Here is a 14,779-nt window from a genome sequence, read left to right as displayed (position 1 = left end):
AGTGTGATGTGATAAGTATGTTCTTACGTAGTTTAACGGTTGGTTTTTGCGTGCTGCTACTGAGCGGCTGTGGCAGCATTATCAGCAGAGCCGTGCCCGGACAGGGACACGGCAATCAGTACTATCCGGGTGTACAGTGGGACGTTCGGGATACGCCCTGGCGATTTCTGACTATTATCGATCTGCCGCTGTCGCTGGTTGTGGATACGTTATTGCTGCCGGTAGATGCTAAGCACGGACCCTACGAATAAAAATCACCCTCCGGCTGAATCGAGGTTTATGCCCAGCGGTCGGACTCACTGTTATCATCCTCCCACTCATCGGCAGCGGCGTCGGCTTCTTCACTGCCTTCCGGCGGCACCAGCTGAAATTCACCTTCATCCCATTCGTGCAGGGTATTTTCAGCCAGCCACTCCTGACGAAGTTCGATCTCGTCGAAGTCACCGTCAAAAATTGCCTGCGCCGCTTCACCGCTGCGCAGCGGCAGGCATTCTCCTTCATCACCTTCGTTGGTGAAAAACTCCACCTGCCACATGATGTCGCCATCCTGCATCACGTATTTCTGCATCGCGAACTGTTCAACGGACGCTTCTTCCTCAATCACTTCAGGATTCGCGGCAAGATACTCTTCGCGAGCGGCATCAATGGCTTCTTCCAGGGTTGCATAAAGGGTCATGTACTTCTCCTTGCTGGCGTTTAGATAAAAACATCGTTAAGTGTTGTCGCTGTGCTTCAAGATGCAAGGAGCCGGCGAGGAAATTTTTGCCAGATGTGCTGATGGCGTTGCTGTAGCGCAGCTATCTGCATTCGCAGGCAGCGATGTCTACGCGACTCTGTGCGGTTTATCCACGAAGCGCACGATTTAAATAAAGGAAAATGCCTGAGAAGTGGTTAATTAGCGCCGCGCACAGTGATGTGCCGCCAGGCGGTCTGCCGCCCCGAACTTTCACTATTTAAGGATGACTGATATGGCAAGGAATTTAACCACGCGTAAACCCTGGCAAAAGAAAAAGGCCGGACTGCTACCTCTGGGACTGGTACTGGTTTCATTTTCCGCACTTGCTGATACCCCGCCATTTTCGCTGGACTCTCCCTGGCTCATGGGGGACTGGGGCGGCTATCGCCAGAAACTGGCCGATGACGGCGTCGATTTTCAGGTGGGCTATACCATGCAATCCGCCGCGAACCTGGCGGGGGGATATCGTACGGCAACCACCATGCGTTATGCCGATCAGTGGACCTTTGGCAGCACGCTCGATCTGGATAAATTATTGAACTGGCAGGGGGGGACCTTCCAGGCCACAATCACCAATCGCACCGGACAAAATTTAACCTCTCATATTAACGATCCGCGCACCGGCGGTTTATCCAACGTGCAGGGTATCTCCGCGCGTGGTGATTATCTGCGCCTGACGCAGTTCTGGTTAAATCAAAGCCTGTTTAATAACTGGCTGGACGTAAAACTGGGGCGTGTCACCACCAACGAAGATTTTGATACGGCAAAACTGGGGATGTTCCAGAACTGGGCAATGGGGAGCGGACAGCCCGGGCACTGGCGTAACGACCGCTGGTTTAACGCCCCGATATCACAGTGGGGCGGAAGGGTGAAACTGAACCTGCCAGAAGACCTTTACCTGCAGGTAGGTATTTATAATCAGAACAAGGTCAACAATACCAAAGCCAACGGCTTCCGTTTCGATATGCGCCACGGCGAGGGAAATCTGGTGCCGATGGAGCTCGGCTGGCAGCCAAAACTGGGTGCTGACGGACTCCAGGGTAACTATCGTCTGGGGGGCTATTACAGCTCAACCAGCGGCGGTAATTACAGCAGCTGGCATGACGGAAAATACGGCAAGAGAAATCATGCCTACGGCGGCTATCTGCTCGCTGAACAACGGCTTACCGCGACCGGCGGCGATAATACTCGTGGTCTCGGCATTAACTTCCAGTACATCATGAACGATCACCGAACCTCAAAACTGGATAACTACCAGTCGCTCGCCTTAACCTGGGCCGGGCCATTCGATGCGCGTCCGAAGGATGAAATTGGTATCGGCATGGCACGTATCCACGTTAACCACGATTACGCGAAGATGCGCAATGAGCAGAACCAGGACAAGGGCGTCAGCGACTACCACGATATGTCCTATATGCCGCTGCAGAAAGGATCGGAGTGGAACTATGAGGTCTATTACAATGTGAAAGCAACGCGCTGGCTCAGCATTCGGCCTAACTTACAGCTGATTACTAAACCGGGCGGTGTTGATCAGGTGCAGGACGCGTTTGTTGGCGGTATTGCCGGGGACATTACGTTCTAAATCGATAACGGTTGAGGAGTTCCTGCCAGCCCGGCAACGCGGTCTGGCAGGAATAACGCGACAGGTCAGTAAAGTGAAGGCTCGCCTTCCGGGCGAGTTTTAAAACGGCGGTGCAGCCACATATACTGCTCGGGTGCCATCAGCACACCGTGTTCCACAATCTTGTTCATTCTTGCGGCAGTGGCGCTTTCATTTTCCAGGGGAATATCCAGCTCTTCCGGCAGGATCACCATCTCATAACCTTTACCGGACGGCAGACGGCGAGGTACGAAAGGAATAACTGCCGGATTACCGCTGCGGATTAACAGATAGCTGCCTTTCGTTGAGGCGGCCTGCTCCACGGCAAAAAAGGGAACAAACACGCTGCTTTTGGGGCCGTAATCGTGGTCCGGTGCATACCAGATGATGTCGCCATTTTTCAGCGCGCGAATCATTCCCTTAAGATCTTTGCGGTCCAGCATGCTCTTGTTTGAACGCATACGTCCCCAGGTTTGCAACCAGTCCAGCAGCGCGTTGTCATTCGGGCGATAAACACCAATGCCGGGGTTATGAATACCGAAAATGCGCGCGCCCAGCTCCAGCGTCAGGAAATGCATGCCGATCAGCAGCACCCCTTTTTTGTCAGTTGCGGCTTTCGCGATATGTTCAAGCCCGCTGACCTGAAACCAGCGGCTTACCCGCCAGTCCGGCCAGAACCAGGCCATGCCGGTCTCTATCAGCCCCATTCCCAGTGACTCAAAATTACGAACCACCATCGCTTCGCGTTCAGCTACGGGCATCTCCGGGAAGCAAAGTTCAAGATTACGTCTGGCGACGCTAACGCGGCGTTTAAGAAAGCGCATTGAAAGTCGCCCAAGGCCGCAGCCGATATAATAGAGCACCGGGTAGGGTAACAGGACCAGAAGATAAAGCAGGGCAATACCCAACCAGGTAAACCAATAACGAGGATGCAGCAATGCGCGGCTAAATTGGGGCAGCTGAGTCATGAGTTTCCAGATCGTAAAGGGGGAAATGTTATCCTGTCCATAGGGGTTTATTTATGGCCTATTGTGCCATTTATTGTATATCCTGCGAAATAACGCGCCGTTTGGGTGATTTTTATTCGAAAAACCAGTCGCTAATCCCGTTAATGATAGTTAATATTTTCCAGTAATCTCACTCCGAATGCCTGAGTTACACGGCTCCCCACAGGCCGAAAATGGCTGATGCCATTCCCGCCTGAATGAGATCATAGCATGTGTCTGCGGTTTTTTCCTGGTACTGAACTTTCCGTCACAGGCTTTTATCCGGCTGATTAGGCTTAGAAAGTCGATGAGGTATCGGGAACCTGAGAGCTGTACAGGGGCAACAGCGGGAAGTGCAATTCGCGATAATTCAGGTATGATAGCGCCGCAAAAATTTCTCTCATTCAGAATTCAGGAACGAACACCATGCCAGTGTTACATAACCTTGTTTCCAATGAAGAGCTGAAGGCACGCATGCTGGCTGAAACCGAGCCGCGTACCACAGTATCTTTCTATAAGTATTTCAACATTGACGATCCAAAAGCCTTCCGCGACGCGCTTTATGTTGCACTGACCAAACTGAAGGTTTTTGGCCGTGTTTATGTCGCCGCTGAAGGCATCAACGCTCAGATCAGCGTTCCGGCCAGCCAGTACGAAACCATGAAATCCATGCTGTATGCGTTCCATGCACAGCTGAATAACCTGCGCATGAACATTGCACTGGATGACGACGGTAAATCCTTCTGGGTGCTGCGCCTTAAAGTTCGCGAGCGCATTGTTGCTGATGGTATTACCGATGATACTTTTGACGCCAGCGACGTGGGTGCCTATCTGAAAGCGGCGGAAGTGAATGCCATGCTTGACGATCCGGAAGCCGTTTTCGTTGATATGCGTAACCATTATGAATACGAAGTGGGTCACTTCGACAACGCGATGGAAATCCCGGCGGATACCTTCCGCGATCAGCTGCCGATGGCCGTGGATATGCTGCAGCAGGACAAAGACAAAAAAATCGTTATGTACTGCACGGGCGGAATTCGCTGTGAAAAGGCCAGTGCGTGGATGCGCCACAACGGTTTTGAGAACGTTTATCACATTGAAGGCGGTATCATTGAGTACGCGCGTCGTGCCCGTGAGCAGGGGCTACCGGTTCGTTTTAAGGGCAAAAACTTTGTTTTTGACGAGCGTATGGGGGAGCGTATCTCAGAAGATGTGATTGCCAACTGCCACCAGTGCGGCGCACCGTGCGATACGCACGTGAACTGCCTGAACGACGGATGTCATCTGCTGTTTATCCAGTGCCCGAGCTGCGCAGAGAAATTTAATCACTGCTGTAGCCCGATTTGCATGGAAGAGCTGGCGCTGTCGCCTGAAGAGCAGCGTTCCCGCCGTGCCGGCCGTGAGAATGGCAACAAAATCTTTAATAAATCGCGTGGTCTGCTCAGTACTACGATGCATATTCCTGAAGAGTAATATTCAGTGAAACGCCACCCTCCCCGGCGGGGAGGGTGGCGATCTCCGTGCTTACTGACGCACGCCCTCAACGGAAATAATCAACTCAACTTCCTGCGAAGCCGGGCCTAAATCGGATTTGATATTAAAATCTTTCAGCGCAAATTTGCCGGTTGCCTCGAAACCTGCTCGCTCGCCGCCCCACGGATCTTTACCGTCTCCAGTCAGCTTCGCTTCCAGCTTCACCGGTTTAGTCACGCCGTTCAGCGTCAGATTACCGTCCACGTTCAGGGCATCGCCGTTTTTCGTTACGCCGGTTGAGGTGAAGGTAGCCTGCGGGAATTTACTGGCGTTAAGGAAATCGGCGCTGCGCAGGTGTTTATCGCGCTCGGCATGGTTGGTATCGACGCTGCCGGTATTGATCGTTACGTTGACTTTATCTTTGGACGGATCGGCCTGATCGTAGGTGAATCCCCCGTCGAAATCTTTAAAGCTGCCGTACAGCCAGCTGTAGCCAAGGTGCTTAATGCGGAACTGAACGAAGGCGTGCTGGCCTTCTTTATCAATTTTATAATCAGCCGCTGCGGCAGTACCGGCGGTCATCAGCAGTGCGGTGGTGGTTAATCCCAGAATAGTATTCTTCAACACGAGACTTCTCCTTTTCCAAAGGTTAATCGATGCGGGAACCCAGCATCCGTTTCAACGTAATATCTTTATCAATAAAGTGGTGCTTAAGTGCGGCAAACCCGTGAAGCCCTGACAGGATAACCACCCCCCAGGCCAGCCAAAGATGGATATCTCCGGCCAGGTCCGCCTGTTCACCGAGGTCGGAAAACGCCGCAGGGACGGGAACCACGCCGAAGACGTTAATCGGTTTTCCTTCAGCGGTAGAGATCAGATAGCCGCTAAACAAAATAGCAAACAGCACACCATACAGAAGGAGGTGCGCTGCAATCGCGCTATAGCGAGTGAGAGGCGAGTAGCTGCTGAGTGGTTTTGGCGGTGGGGAGATAAAACGCCACGCCACGCGGACCAGCATTACGGCGAACAGCACCATACCGATACTTTTATGCAGCTCAGGTGCTTTGTGATACCAGGTATCGTAATAGCCGAGCGTCACCATCCAGAGTCCGAGGGCGAACATACCATAGACAGCGATGGCCACCAGCCAGTGCAGACTGATGCTCAAAGAGCCATAACGGGTAACGCTATTTTTCCACTGCATAATTCACCGGTTGTCATTTTTTTGTTAAGACTGGCCAGGTGAAAGGTTAAAATCAATAGCTAATTTCGCTTAAGAACAAAAAAGTAATCTATGTGAAATTATTTGAATGCAGATAGCGCGAAATGCTCAGTAAATCAGGTGGTGTTAACAGTAGGATGATGTGTAGTTGGCTTGTGGTCTGAACTTGTTCATTACCGCAGGGGAAAAAGATATTCTATTTTTTTGTTCGTTTTATAAGTTATCGTCAATTTATTGTCATTTTTTGTCAGTATTTATCAATTAAAATTGATTAATAAATCTAATATCTTAGATTGTCCGATCATTTTATACCTCGGTAATGCCAGCCGATTTTTTAACGGGCTGGCATTACTTTCATAACGTGGCTGCTTTGTCAGGAAAAACGGGAAAGGCTGAATGGTGTTAAATCAAACTCGCTGCTTTTGCCTGCGGCAAACTGTGCTGCAATCTCGCCCAGCACGCTGACGAACTTAAAGCCGTGCCCGCTCAGGCCGGTGATAATCATCCGGTCAGGGTGAGCAGAGAAGGTATCAATGATGAAATCCTCATCCGGCGAGTTGTCATAGGTACAGGACTCTCCGCGCAGGCAAACGCCAACGCCCGGCAGGAACTGGCGTAAAAAGCCAAACAGTTCGCTGCCGTCTTCCGCTACGCTGCCAAAGGGTTTGCGCTGTTCAGGAGTATCAATCGGCTGTCCACCTTCGTGTTTGCCAATTTTGATGGCATTGTTGTCTGCCGGAAAGCCGTAATAGTGAATGCCGTCCGGCATTTCGGCGGTAAACGCCGGGAACTTGTTGTTCTCACTGTACCGGCCATCTGCCTGATGCCAGGCAAACACTTTACGTACCGGGGTCACTGGCAGAGAAGGATAGAGCGTTTTGACCCAGGTTCCTGAGCTCAACAGCAGCTTACGCGCCTGATAGACGCCTTCAGGCGTCGTCACTGTCTGCAAGCCATCCTGCTCATCGATCGCGCTGACTTCACAGTTAAATAGCTGGGCGCAGCCCGCTTCTTTTGCCAGACGGATATAGTTTTTAATGGCGAGTTCGGATTTCAGATAGCCGGAACGTGGCTCAAATACGCCAATATAGCCCTCAGGCACGCTGATCTGCGGCCAGCGGGAGCTTATCTCTTCACCCTTCAGGATCTGCACTTCAAGGTTAAACTCGTGTGCGCTGCTTATCACGTTCTGGATGAATTCGGCGTTTTCCGGACCAAGATTCAGCACGCCGCTGCGATGCATAATCTGTTCGCCACACTCTTTCTCCAGCGCGTCCCACAGCTGCTGGGCGCGAAGCACCATCGGCACATAGCGAGCGCCTTCGCCATAGGCATGGCGAATCAGACGGGTTTCTCCATGGTGGCTTCCTGTCGTGTGGGGGGGATGGGCACGGTCAATCATTAGCACTTTCAGTCCGGCACGTGTTGCATACCACCCGGCGGCGGCCCCAACGGAACCACTACCCACCACAATTAAATCGTAAACCATTTTTACCCGGCCTCTGGTTGGAACACTATTCCGTGCAGAATAACAAATTATTGCGGGCATGAAAAAGGCACCCAATGGGGTGCCTGTCGATGTGGAACAGATTGAAGATCAGTGTTTCTTGTAATCGCGGTCCTGGTAATCGGTCGCTTCGATCTTGGCAATGCCAGCTTCAAGGATGGAAATAAACTGGCGAGCGACATCTGTGGTCAGCCAATAGGTCTGGCCGACTTCTGCTTCATCACTGTGTTGCTCGTTGGAGGACAGGGAATGCAGACGAATCATCATTGCATCGTAGCTGTCTACTGTACTGATATCCCACCCGATGAGGGGATGTGTCTGGATGACATCTTTGTTGTTTCTGTCCATTATAACCCCCTTTTTACTCGTGTTAATGATGACAACGAAGTTATTTATCGAGGTTCAATGCGGCTTCTTTATTACAGCTTTGTAATTATAACAGCACTTTTTAGTATGACAGAATTATATTTTTTACCGGTAAACAGCAGAGCGTAATTTGAGCGTTAATTGTACAGTTGTGGGTGAAATATAGTCACTCCGGTTATTAAACCAGAATTTTCTCACTCGTGGGTGTCCGGTGGTGTCGCAGAAAAACCGAGCCGTTTTTCGATATCATCGGCAAAGCTGATAAAGTGCTTTTGCAGCTGCTCGTCGCGATTCTGATTTTGCCCTTCCAGCCGCAGACTGTGTATTAACAGCTGGTTAGCCTTGTCATCCAGACAGAAAGTCAGCCAGGAGAAGGCGTTTTCCAACACGGTAAGGCGGCGCTGCTGCTCGCCTATCACTTCCAGAAGCTCACCAAAAGTCATTGCCTGTTCAGGATGGTCATGGGGCATGAGCGACACCTCGGTAATAAACAACGGCGGTATGAGTGATTCAGAGTAGGGGATAATTCGAAAGTCGTCTATCCCCTGGATGGCTGCGATCGCGCGGAAAGGCAATATTAAAGGGCAAGGCTTAGTCGGTAATAAACCAGTCGTCGGCGCTTTCCCAGGTTTCCTGTAAAATTTCGCTAATGAGATCTTTAGCTTCTTTACCGCCGCCCATCACCGTCAGGTTATTGGCACCGGCGTAGCGCACCGAAATAGTATTGGTGCCGTCTGGAAACTGTTTATCAATTCTTTTGCTGAGTTCCTGCGTCAGCGCTTCAATCGCGCCAGCAGGGAGTGAGGTGGTTTTTGCTACAGTGACTTCTACACGCATGAGAGCCTCCGGTTTATTTACTGTAAATATATACAGTAATTCAACCGAAGGCAATCATCAGATCGACAAAAAATGCTTACGACTTAACGCGCCAGTTCAGGGTTTCACCGGCAAGGAACGGAATGACGGTGTGGCCATCGTTACCCACGGCAACGCTTTCGGCCACGGTCCACGGCTGGCGCTCCAGCGTGATGGTGCCCTCGTTCAGCGGCAGGCCGTAGAAGTTCGGGCCATTTTCAGAGCAAAATGCCTCGAAGTGCTCCAGCGCGCCAATTTCTTCAAACACCGTCGCGTAGGCCGACAGCATGGATGGCGCATTGAATACCCCGGCACAGCCGCAGCTGGCTTCTTTGCGATCGCGGGTGTGCGGAGCGGTATCAGTCCCGAGGAAGAAACGACGGTTGCCGCTGGCGACCGCATCACGCAGAGCCTGTTGGTGAATATTGCGCTTCAGAATCGGCAGGCAGTAAAGGTGTGGGCGAACGCCACCGACCAGCATGTGATTGCGGTTAAACATCAGATGTTGCGGGGTAATGGTGGCGCCAAGGAACTCGTTGCCTTCCAGAACAAAAGCGGCAGCTTCTTTGGTGGTGATATGTTCACACACTACTTTCAGCTCGGGGAACTGCTTGCGCAGCGGTTGCAGCACGGTTTCGATAAAGCGCGCTTCGCGGTCGAAGATATCAATATGGGCATCGGTCACTTCACCGTGGATCAGCAGCGGCATGCCGATTTTTTGCATCCGCTCCAGCACGGTCGCAATGGTGGCGATGCTGGTCACGCCGTGCGCCGAGTTAGTGGTGGCATGCGCAGGATAAAGTTTCGCGGCGGTAAATACGCCCTCGCGGAAACCTTTTTCAATTTCATCAGGATCGAGGCCATCGGTGAGATAGCACGTCATCAGCGGGGTAAATGCGTGCCCGGCAGGAACCGCAGCCAGAATACGCTCACGGTAGGCACGGGCGGCGTCGACGCTGGTCACCGGCGGCACCAGGTTTGGCATCACAATCGCGCGGCCACAGACCTCACTGGTAAAGGGCACTACCGCTTCCAGCATATCTCCATCGCGCAGATGGATGTGCCAGTCGTCAGGGCGGCGAATAATTAACTGCTGAGGTTGTGCGGTCATGCGATGTGCTCCGGCAAAAGAGAAAGGTAATGGCAGGTTTTGGCCGGGTACTAAGGATAGGGATAAAGCGAAGGGAATGCACCAGGTTTATGACGGATAAGTGAAAAACGGTACGGAAAACCTCCGTACCGTCATGGCATCAGTCAGTGAACGGGATCACCAGCTCGCCGGGCTTCACTTCCAGCCCTTTGGCAAAGCGTTTGGCCAGCGATTCCGCTTTACTGCGGTCGGTACTTAACACATAAGCCGGTTTCTGATTGAAGTAGTTTTTCAGCGATTCATTAAGATAAGGCGTGAGTGTTTTTAGCACACCCTGCATTTTTTCCGGCTGCACCTCAACGTCAACCAGCTCCATATCCTTCAGATAGATGGCACCCGCAGCGGCATCAAAGGTAGGCTGCGCTTTCATTTTCAGCTTCATATCCGCCTGCTGTGGGCCGAAAAGCGAGCTGATGTTCACTTTGGCATTTCCCGTCAGTGTGACTTTATTGGGTTCTTCACGACCAATCTGGCTGTTCAGATCGTTGAGAACAATATGCGCATCAACCAGGCCAGGAACGCCGATCTGTTTTTCATAGTTATTGTGCTTAACCAGCGCCTGATTAATTTCCTGCTCGCTGATACTGTACTGTGCAATCTGATTACAACCGGTGAGCAAGCCTGCTAACAGCAGGGCACACAGACCAAAATAACGTTTCTTCATAATTATCCTCTGTTATTACACCGGCAGTTTCCAATCCGGCCAGAAGGATAGCATGCACCACGTGGCCTGATTCGTCACCAGGACAAAGCCGATTACCCTCAGGGAAAATCACAACTGAATATGTCGGACTATTTGAAAATGCTACGTGAAACCGGTCCTTATTCGTCTGTATTTTTCATGTTTGTTTCACACATTTTTTGTTGTCAGTATTTTCCCGGGATTCTGATGGCAGGTATAGTGGCAGACAGCGAGGCCAGCACCTTAAGATGCAACCGGCCTGATAAGTGAGAATATTGACCCGGCCACGGATTTCAGGAGAAAAGATGTTTGGCTATCGTACCGCTGCGCCGAAAGTGCGCCTGACTACTGACCGGCTGGTCGTACGGCTGGTCCATGAGCGTGATGCCTGGCGCCTGGCTGATTACTATTCTGAGAACCGGGTTTTCCTTAAACCGTGGGAGCCGGTTCGGGACGACAGCCATTGTTACCCCTCCGGCTGGCAGGCGCGGCTGGGACTCATCGCGGAAATGCAAAAGCAGGGTAGCGCCTTCTATTTCGCGGTGATGGACCCGGATGAAAATGAAATCCGCGGCGTGGCTAACTTTAGCAATGTACTGCGCGGATCGTTTCACGCCTGTTATCTCGGTTACTCTCTGGGTGAAAAGTGGCAGGGGCAGGGAATGATGTTCGAAGCGCTGCAGACCGCTATTCGCTATATGCAGCGTCAGCAGCGTATGCACCGCATTATGGCGAACTATATGCCGCACAATCAGCGTAGCGGCGATTTACTGGCGCGCCTCGGCTTTGAAAAAGAAGGCTATGCCAAAGACTATCTGTTAATTGACGGACGCTGGCAGGATCATGTCCTGACGGCGTTGACCTGGCACGAATGGCTGCCTGAACGGCGTGGAGCGTAACGTTATCATGATTAAAAGCCCTTTCAGCGCGATTGAAGCGCGAGTTGTTGGCTGCCTGCTGGAGAAGCAGGTCACTACCCCTGACCAGTATCCGATGTCGTTAAACGGCGTGGTTACCGCCTGCAATCAGAAATCTAACCGTGAACCGGTAATGACGCTCAGCGACAGCGAGGTGCAAAACACCCTGGATCTGCTGGTTAAAAAACATCAGCTTACGGCCACCAGTGGTTTTGGCAGCCGGGTGGTGAAATATGAGCAGCGTTTCTGTAACTCTGAGTTTGGTCAGCTTAAATTCAGCTCGGCGGAAGTGGCGCTGATTACCACGTTACTGCTGCGCGGGGCGCAGACGCCCGGTGAGCTGCGCACTCGCAGTTCGCGGATGCATGACTTTAGCGATATGGCGGAAGTTGAACAGACGCTGGAAGGGCTGAGCAAGCGCGAAAGCGGTGCGCTGGTGGTTCGCCTGGCGCGGGAACCCGGCAAGCGTGAAAGCCGCTATATGCATCTTTTCAGCGGAGAGCCGGATGAGGCCAGCCTGGCAGTTGGCGACAGTGAGGTTGCCGATGAAGGGCTGAGTACGCGCGTGGATCAACTGGAACGGGATGTGGCACAGCTGAAACAGCAGCTGGCTGCACTGCTTGAAAACCGGGACGGTGAATAAATGGCCGCGCTAAGAGTAGGTATTGTCGGCCTTGGCGGCATTGCGCAGAAAGCCTGGCTACCGGTGGTTACTCGTACTGACGGCTGGACGATTTCAGGCGCGTATTCGCCCAATCAACAAAAGGCGCGGCCGGTCTGCGACGCTTATCGCATTCCGCTGCTGGCTTCCCTTAACGATCTGGCCGCGGTCAGCGATGCCGTTTTTGTACACAGCAGTACCGCCAGCCATTTTGGCATTGTTGATATGCTGCTACGTGCCGGGGTGGACGTCTGCGTTGATAAACCGCTGGCGGCCACCTATGACGAAGCAGAACAGTTGGTAGAACTTGCCGCGTCGAGAGGCCGTAAGCTGATGGTGGCCTTTAACCGTCGATTTGCACCGCGCTACCTGCAGCTGCGCGCTGCACTCTCTCAGCCTGCCTCATTACGCATGGATAAACATCGCAGCGACAGCGTAGGACCGCAGGATGCGCTGTTCACCCTGCTGGATGACTACCTGCACGTGGTGGATACGGCGCTCTGGCTGGGGGGCGGGGATGGCGATCTGCAAAGCGGCGTACTGCAAATCAATCCGCAGGGGCAGCTGCTGTATGCCGAGCATCATTTCCGCGTTGGCAATGTCCAGGTGACGACCAGTATGCATCGCCGCGCCGGCAGCCAGATGGAAACGGTACAGGCGGTGGACGACGGGGCGGTATTCCGCATCGGCGATATGCGCGACTGGCTGCAGGAGAGCGGGGGGCGTATCGTCATCGATCCGGTTCCGGGCTGGCAGAGCACGCTGGAACAGCGCGGCTTTGCCGGTGCTGCGCATCATTTCATCCGCAGCATTGAAAATCAGACAATGCCGGAGATTAGCGGTGAACAGGCCCTGGTCGCGCAGCGCTTAGTGGAAAAACTCTGGCGTGACGCGGATCGCGGCTGATTAGCTTAACCCTGCACCCATCCCAACAAAGGCGATGGGTTTATAGGATGTAACAATCGTGAGTGGTTATTTCCTTTCATTTCCGTAGACTATCCCCCACCTTATTCCGGCCACTCCGATGGCCGGAAAACCCAAATCAGGAAACACATGAACCTGTTGAAATCACTCGCAGCGGTCAGCTCTATGACCCTGTTTTCTCGCGTGCTGGGATTTGCACGCGACGCGATTGTGGCGCGAATCTTTGGCGCAGGCATGGCCACCGACGCTTTTTTTGTGGCGTTCAAATTACCTAATCTGCTGCGCAGGATCTTTGCGGAAGGCGCATTCTCTCAGGCTTTTGTGCCGATCCTTGCCGAATATAAAAGCAAGCAGGGTGAAGAAGCTACGCGGATATTCGTGGCCTATGTATCGGGTCTGTTGACCCTGGCGCTGGCGGTGATCACTCTTTTGGGTATGTTTGCCGCGCCCTGGGTTATTCTGATCACGGCACCCGGATTCGCCGATACGGCCGAAAAGTTTGCGCTGACTTCATCCCTGTTGCGGGTGACTTTCCCTTACATCCTGCTGATTTCGCTGGCGTCGCTGGCCGGGGCGATCCTCAATACGTGGAACCGCTTCTCAGTGCCCGCCTTTGCCCCGACGCTGCTTAACGTCAGTATGATCGGCTTTGCGCTGTTTGCCGCACCGCACTTTAATCCTCCTGTCATGGCGCTGGCCTGGGCGGTGGTTGCGGGTGGTGTGCTGCAGCTGGGTTATCAGCTGCCGCATCTGAAAAAAATCGGCATGCTGGTGCTGCCCCGGCTGAACCTGAAAGATGCCGGCGTCTGGCGGGTAATGCGTCAAATGGGGCCGGCGATCCTCGGTGTTTCCGTCAGCCAGATCTCGCTGATCATCAATACCATTTTCGCCTCTTTCCTCGCCTCCGGTTCGGTTTCCTGGATGTATTACGCCGACCGCCTGATGGAGTTTCCGTCCGGTGTTCTGGGCGTGGCGTTGGGCACTATTCTGCTGCCGTCGCTGGCGAAAAGCTTTGCCAGCGGTAACCAGGACGAATATTCGCGCCTGATGGACTGGGGCCTGCGCCTGTGCTTCCTGCTGGCGTTACCGAGTGCGGTGGCTTTGGGCATTCTGGCTAAACCCCTGACCGTGGCGCTGTTCCAGTACGGCAAATTCACCGCATTCGACGCGGCGATGACCCAGCGCGCGCTGATTGCCTATTCGGTTGGTTTGATGGGGCTAATCGTGGTTAAGGTACTGGCCCCCGGTTTTTACTCACGTCAGGACATTAAAACTCCGGTAAAAATCGCCATGGTGACGCTGGTAATGACCCAGGTAATGAACCTGGCATTTATTGGCCCGCTGAAGCACGCCGGACTGTCGCTGTCGATTGGCCTTGCAGCCTGCCTTAATGCGGCACTGCTTTACTGGCAGCTCCGCAAGCAGGATATCTTCCAGCCGCAGCCGGGCTGGCGCAGCTTCCTGGTACGTCTGCTGTTCGCCGTGGTGGCGATGGCCGCTGCGTTACTGGGTGTGCTGTACGTGATGCCTGACTGGGCGACGGGCAATATGCTGTGGCGTCTGATCCGACTGGCGGCGGTTTGTGCGGTGGGTGGGGGAGTATACTTCGCCGTGCTGATGCTGCTGGGCTTCCGGCTGCGTGACTTTGCCCGCCGGACGGTGGCTTAACGTCGTGCGTTGAACGATACGGATCAACACTG

At 53.1% G+C, this 14,779-nt stretch carries 17 protein-coding genes; 7 read left to right on the top strand and 10 right to left on the bottom strand.

The features are described from left to right. Positions 1-17: 17 nt before the first annotated feature. Positions 18-251, top strand: coding sequence for a YceK/YidQ family lipoprotein (locus OMR58_RS08875; protein ID WP_105592834.1), 234 nt, complete (start codon positions 18-20; stop codon positions 249-251). A gap of 26 nt (positions 252-277) precedes the next feature. Here OMR58_RS08875 and OMR58_RS08870 read toward each other — a convergent pair whose 3' ends face one another. Next, entirely contained in the window at positions 278-676 is a 399-nt protein-coding gene (locus OMR58_RS08870) for a MysB family protein (protein ID WP_105592833.1), read from the bottom strand. 292 nt (positions 677-968) lie between these two features. On the opposite strand from OMR58_RS08870, the gene OMR58_RS08865 reads away from it, so the two are divergent. Next, positions 969-2,318 carry a carbohydrate porin gene (locus tag OMR58_RS08865; protein ID WP_264545730.1) on the top strand — a complete coding sequence of 450 codons (1,350 nt, stop codon included), beginning with the start codon at positions 969-971 and terminating at the stop codon, positions 2,316-2,318. A gap of 65 nt (positions 2,319-2,383) precedes the next feature. Here OMR58_RS08865 and OMR58_RS08860 read toward each other — a convergent pair whose 3' ends face one another. Continuing rightward, complete coding sequence (locus OMR58_RS08860) at positions 2,384-3,304, bottom strand: Kdo(2)-lipid IV(A) acyltransferase (protein ID WP_200546834.1); 921 nt, start codon at positions 3,302-3,304, stop codon at positions 2,384-2,386. A gap of 444 nt (positions 3,305-3,748) precedes the next feature. On the opposite strand from OMR58_RS08860, the gene trhO reads away from it, so the two are divergent. After that, positions 3,749-4,795, top strand: coding sequence for an oxygen-dependent tRNA uridine(34) hydroxylase TrhO (trhO, locus tag OMR58_RS08855; RefSeq protein WP_264545729.1), 1,047 nt, complete (start codon positions 3,749-3,751; stop codon positions 4,793-4,795). A 51-nt stretch (positions 4,796-4,846) separates the two neighbouring features. Here trhO and OMR58_RS08850 read toward each other — a convergent pair whose 3' ends face one another. From OMR58_RS08850 to OMR58_RS08815, 8 genes are all read right to left on the bottom strand, one after another. Continuing rightward, positions 4,847-5,419 carry a YceI family protein gene (locus OMR58_RS08850; protein ID WP_264545841.1) on the bottom strand — a complete coding sequence of 191 codons (573 nt, stop codon included), beginning with the start codon at positions 5,417-5,419 and terminating at the stop codon, positions 4,847-4,849. Positions 5,420-5,444: 25 nt separating this feature from the next. Continuing rightward, positions 5,445-5,999 carry a cytochrome b gene (locus tag OMR58_RS08845; protein WP_200546836.1) on the bottom strand — a complete coding sequence of 185 codons (555 nt, stop codon included), beginning with the start codon at positions 5,997-5,999 and terminating at the stop codon, positions 5,445-5,447. A gap of 391 nt (positions 6,000-6,390) precedes the next feature. After that, positions 6,391-7,506 (bottom strand): N-methyl-L-tryptophan oxidase, encoded by a 1,116-nt coding sequence (gene solA, locus OMR58_RS08840; protein ID WP_264545728.1) that lies wholly within the window; start codon positions 7,504-7,506, stop codon positions 6,391-6,393. A 108-nt stretch (positions 7,507-7,614) separates the two neighbouring features. Beyond that, complete coding sequence (bssS, locus tag OMR58_RS08835) at positions 7,615-7,872, bottom strand: biofilm formation regulator BssS (protein WP_105592827.1); 258 nt, start codon at positions 7,870-7,872, stop codon at positions 7,615-7,617. Between the two features lie 212 nt (positions 7,873-8,084). Beyond that, positions 8,085-8,360, bottom strand: coding sequence for a hypothetical protein (locus OMR58_RS08830; RefSeq protein ID WP_105592826.1), 276 nt, complete (start codon positions 8,358-8,360; stop codon positions 8,085-8,087). A gap of 121 nt (positions 8,361-8,481) precedes the next feature. Beyond that, a complete protein-coding gene (gene dinI / locus OMR58_RS08825) occupies positions 8,482-8,727 on the bottom strand; it encodes a DNA damage-inducible protein I (protein ID WP_105592825.1) in 246 nt (81 codons plus the stop codon). A gap of 76 nt (positions 8,728-8,803) precedes the next feature. After that, on the bottom strand, positions 8,804-9,856 hold the full coding sequence (pyrC, locus tag OMR58_RS08820; protein WP_200560466.1) for a dihydroorotase: 1,053 nt from the start codon (positions 9,854-9,856) through the stop codon (positions 8,804-8,806). Between the two features lie 139 nt (positions 9,857-9,995). Continuing rightward, the gene (locus tag OMR58_RS08815; protein WP_105592823.1) at positions 9,996-10,559 is read right to left on the bottom strand and encodes a lipoprotein; all 564 of its coding nucleotides are present in this window, start codon (positions 10,557-10,559) and stop codon (positions 9,996-9,998) included. A 323-nt stretch (positions 10,560-10,882) separates the two neighbouring features. Between OMR58_RS08815 and rimJ the strand changes: the two genes are divergently transcribed. The 4 genes from rimJ to murJ all read left to right on the top strand — a co-directional run bounded on the left by rimJ (position 10,883) and on the right by murJ (position 14,747). Further along, a complete protein-coding gene (gene rimJ / locus OMR58_RS08810) occupies positions 10,883-11,476 on the top strand; it encodes a ribosomal protein S5-alanine N-acetyltransferase (RefSeq protein WP_200560468.1) in 594 nt (197 codons plus the stop codon). Between the two features lie 7 nt (positions 11,477-11,483). Then, positions 11,484-12,137 carry a DUF480 domain-containing protein gene (locus OMR58_RS08805; protein ID WP_200560469.1) on the top strand — a complete coding sequence of 218 codons (654 nt, stop codon included), beginning with the start codon at positions 11,484-11,486 and terminating at the stop codon, positions 12,135-12,137. Next, on the top strand, positions 12,138-13,061 hold the full coding sequence (locus tag OMR58_RS08800) for a Gfo/Idh/MocA family protein (protein WP_264545727.1): 924 nt from the start codon (positions 12,138-12,140) through the stop codon (positions 13,059-13,061). A gap of 147 nt (positions 13,062-13,208) precedes the next feature. Beyond that, positions 13,209-14,747 (top strand): murein biosynthesis integral membrane protein MurJ, encoded by a 1,539-nt coding sequence (gene murJ, locus OMR58_RS08795; protein ID WP_264545726.1) that lies wholly within the window; start codon positions 13,209-13,211, stop codon positions 14,745-14,747. The last annotated feature ends 32 nt before the right edge of the window (positions 14,748-14,779 follow it).

It is taken from the genome of Erwinia sp. INIA01, assembly GCF_025947915.1.
GTDB classification, from domain to species: Bacteria; Pseudomonadota; Gammaproteobacteria; order Enterobacterales; family Enterobacteriaceae; genus Erwinia; species Erwinia coffeiphila.
The sequence above is the reverse complement of the archived record's forward strand: the minus strand, read 5'-3'. Positions and strand labels throughout refer to the sequence as shown.

Coding starts and splice junctions, on each gene's coding strand:
- OMR58_RS08865 (WP_264545730.1), top strand. CDS start 969: ATGGCAAGGAATTTAACCACGCGTAAACCCTGGCAAAAGAAAAAGGCC.
- bssS (WP_105592827.1), bottom strand. CDS start 7,872: ATGGACAGAAACAACAAAGATGTCATCCAGACACATCCCCTCATCGGG.
- rimJ (WP_200560468.1), top strand. CDS start 10,883: ATGTTTGGCTATCGTACCGCTGCGCCGAAAGTGCGCCTGACTACTGAC.
- OMR58_RS08845 (WP_200546836.1), bottom strand. CDS start 5,999: ATGCAGTGGAAAAATAGCGTTACCCGTTATGGCTCTTTGAGCATCAGT.
- OMR58_RS08870 (WP_105592833.1), bottom strand. CDS start 676: ATGACCCTTTATGCAACCCTGGAAGAAGCCATTGATGCCGCTCGCGAA.
- OMR58_RS08860 (WP_200546834.1), bottom strand. CDS start 3,304: ATGACTCAGCTGCCCCAATTTAGCCGCGCATTGCTGCATCCTCGTTAT.
- murJ (WP_264545726.1), top strand. CDS start 13,209: ATGAACCTGTTGAAATCACTCGCAGCGGTCAGCTCTATGACCCTGTTT.
- OMR58_RS08800 (WP_264545727.1), top strand. CDS start 12,138: ATGGCCGCGCTAAGAGTAGGTATTGTCGGCCTTGGCGGCATTGCGCAG.
- OMR58_RS08805 (WP_200560469.1), top strand. CDS start 11,484: ATGATTAAAAGCCCTTTCAGCGCGATTGAAGCGCGAGTTGTTGGCTGC.
- trhO (WP_264545729.1), top strand. CDS start 3,749: ATGCCAGTGTTACATAACCTTGTTTCCAATGAAGAGCTGAAGGCACGC.
- OMR58_RS08830 (WP_105592826.1), bottom strand. CDS start 8,360: ATGCCCCATGACCATCCTGAACAGGCAATGACTTTTGGTGAGCTTCTG.
- pyrC (WP_200560466.1), bottom strand. CDS start 9,856: ATGACCGCACAACCTCAGCAGTTAATTATTCGCCGCCCTGACGACTGG.
- solA (WP_264545728.1), bottom strand. CDS start 7,506: ATGGTTTACGATTTAATTGTGGTGGGTAGTGGTTCCGTTGGGGCCGCC.
- OMR58_RS08875 (WP_105592834.1), top strand. CDS start 18: ATGTTCTTACGTAGTTTAACGGTTGGTTTTTGCGTGCTGCTACTGAGC.
- OMR58_RS08815 (WP_105592823.1), bottom strand. CDS start 10,559: ATGAAGAAACGTTATTTTGGTCTGTGTGCCCTGCTGTTAGCAGGCTTG.
- dinI (WP_105592825.1), bottom strand. CDS start 8,727: ATGCGTGTAGAAGTCACTGTAGCAAAAACCACCTCACTCCCTGCTGGC.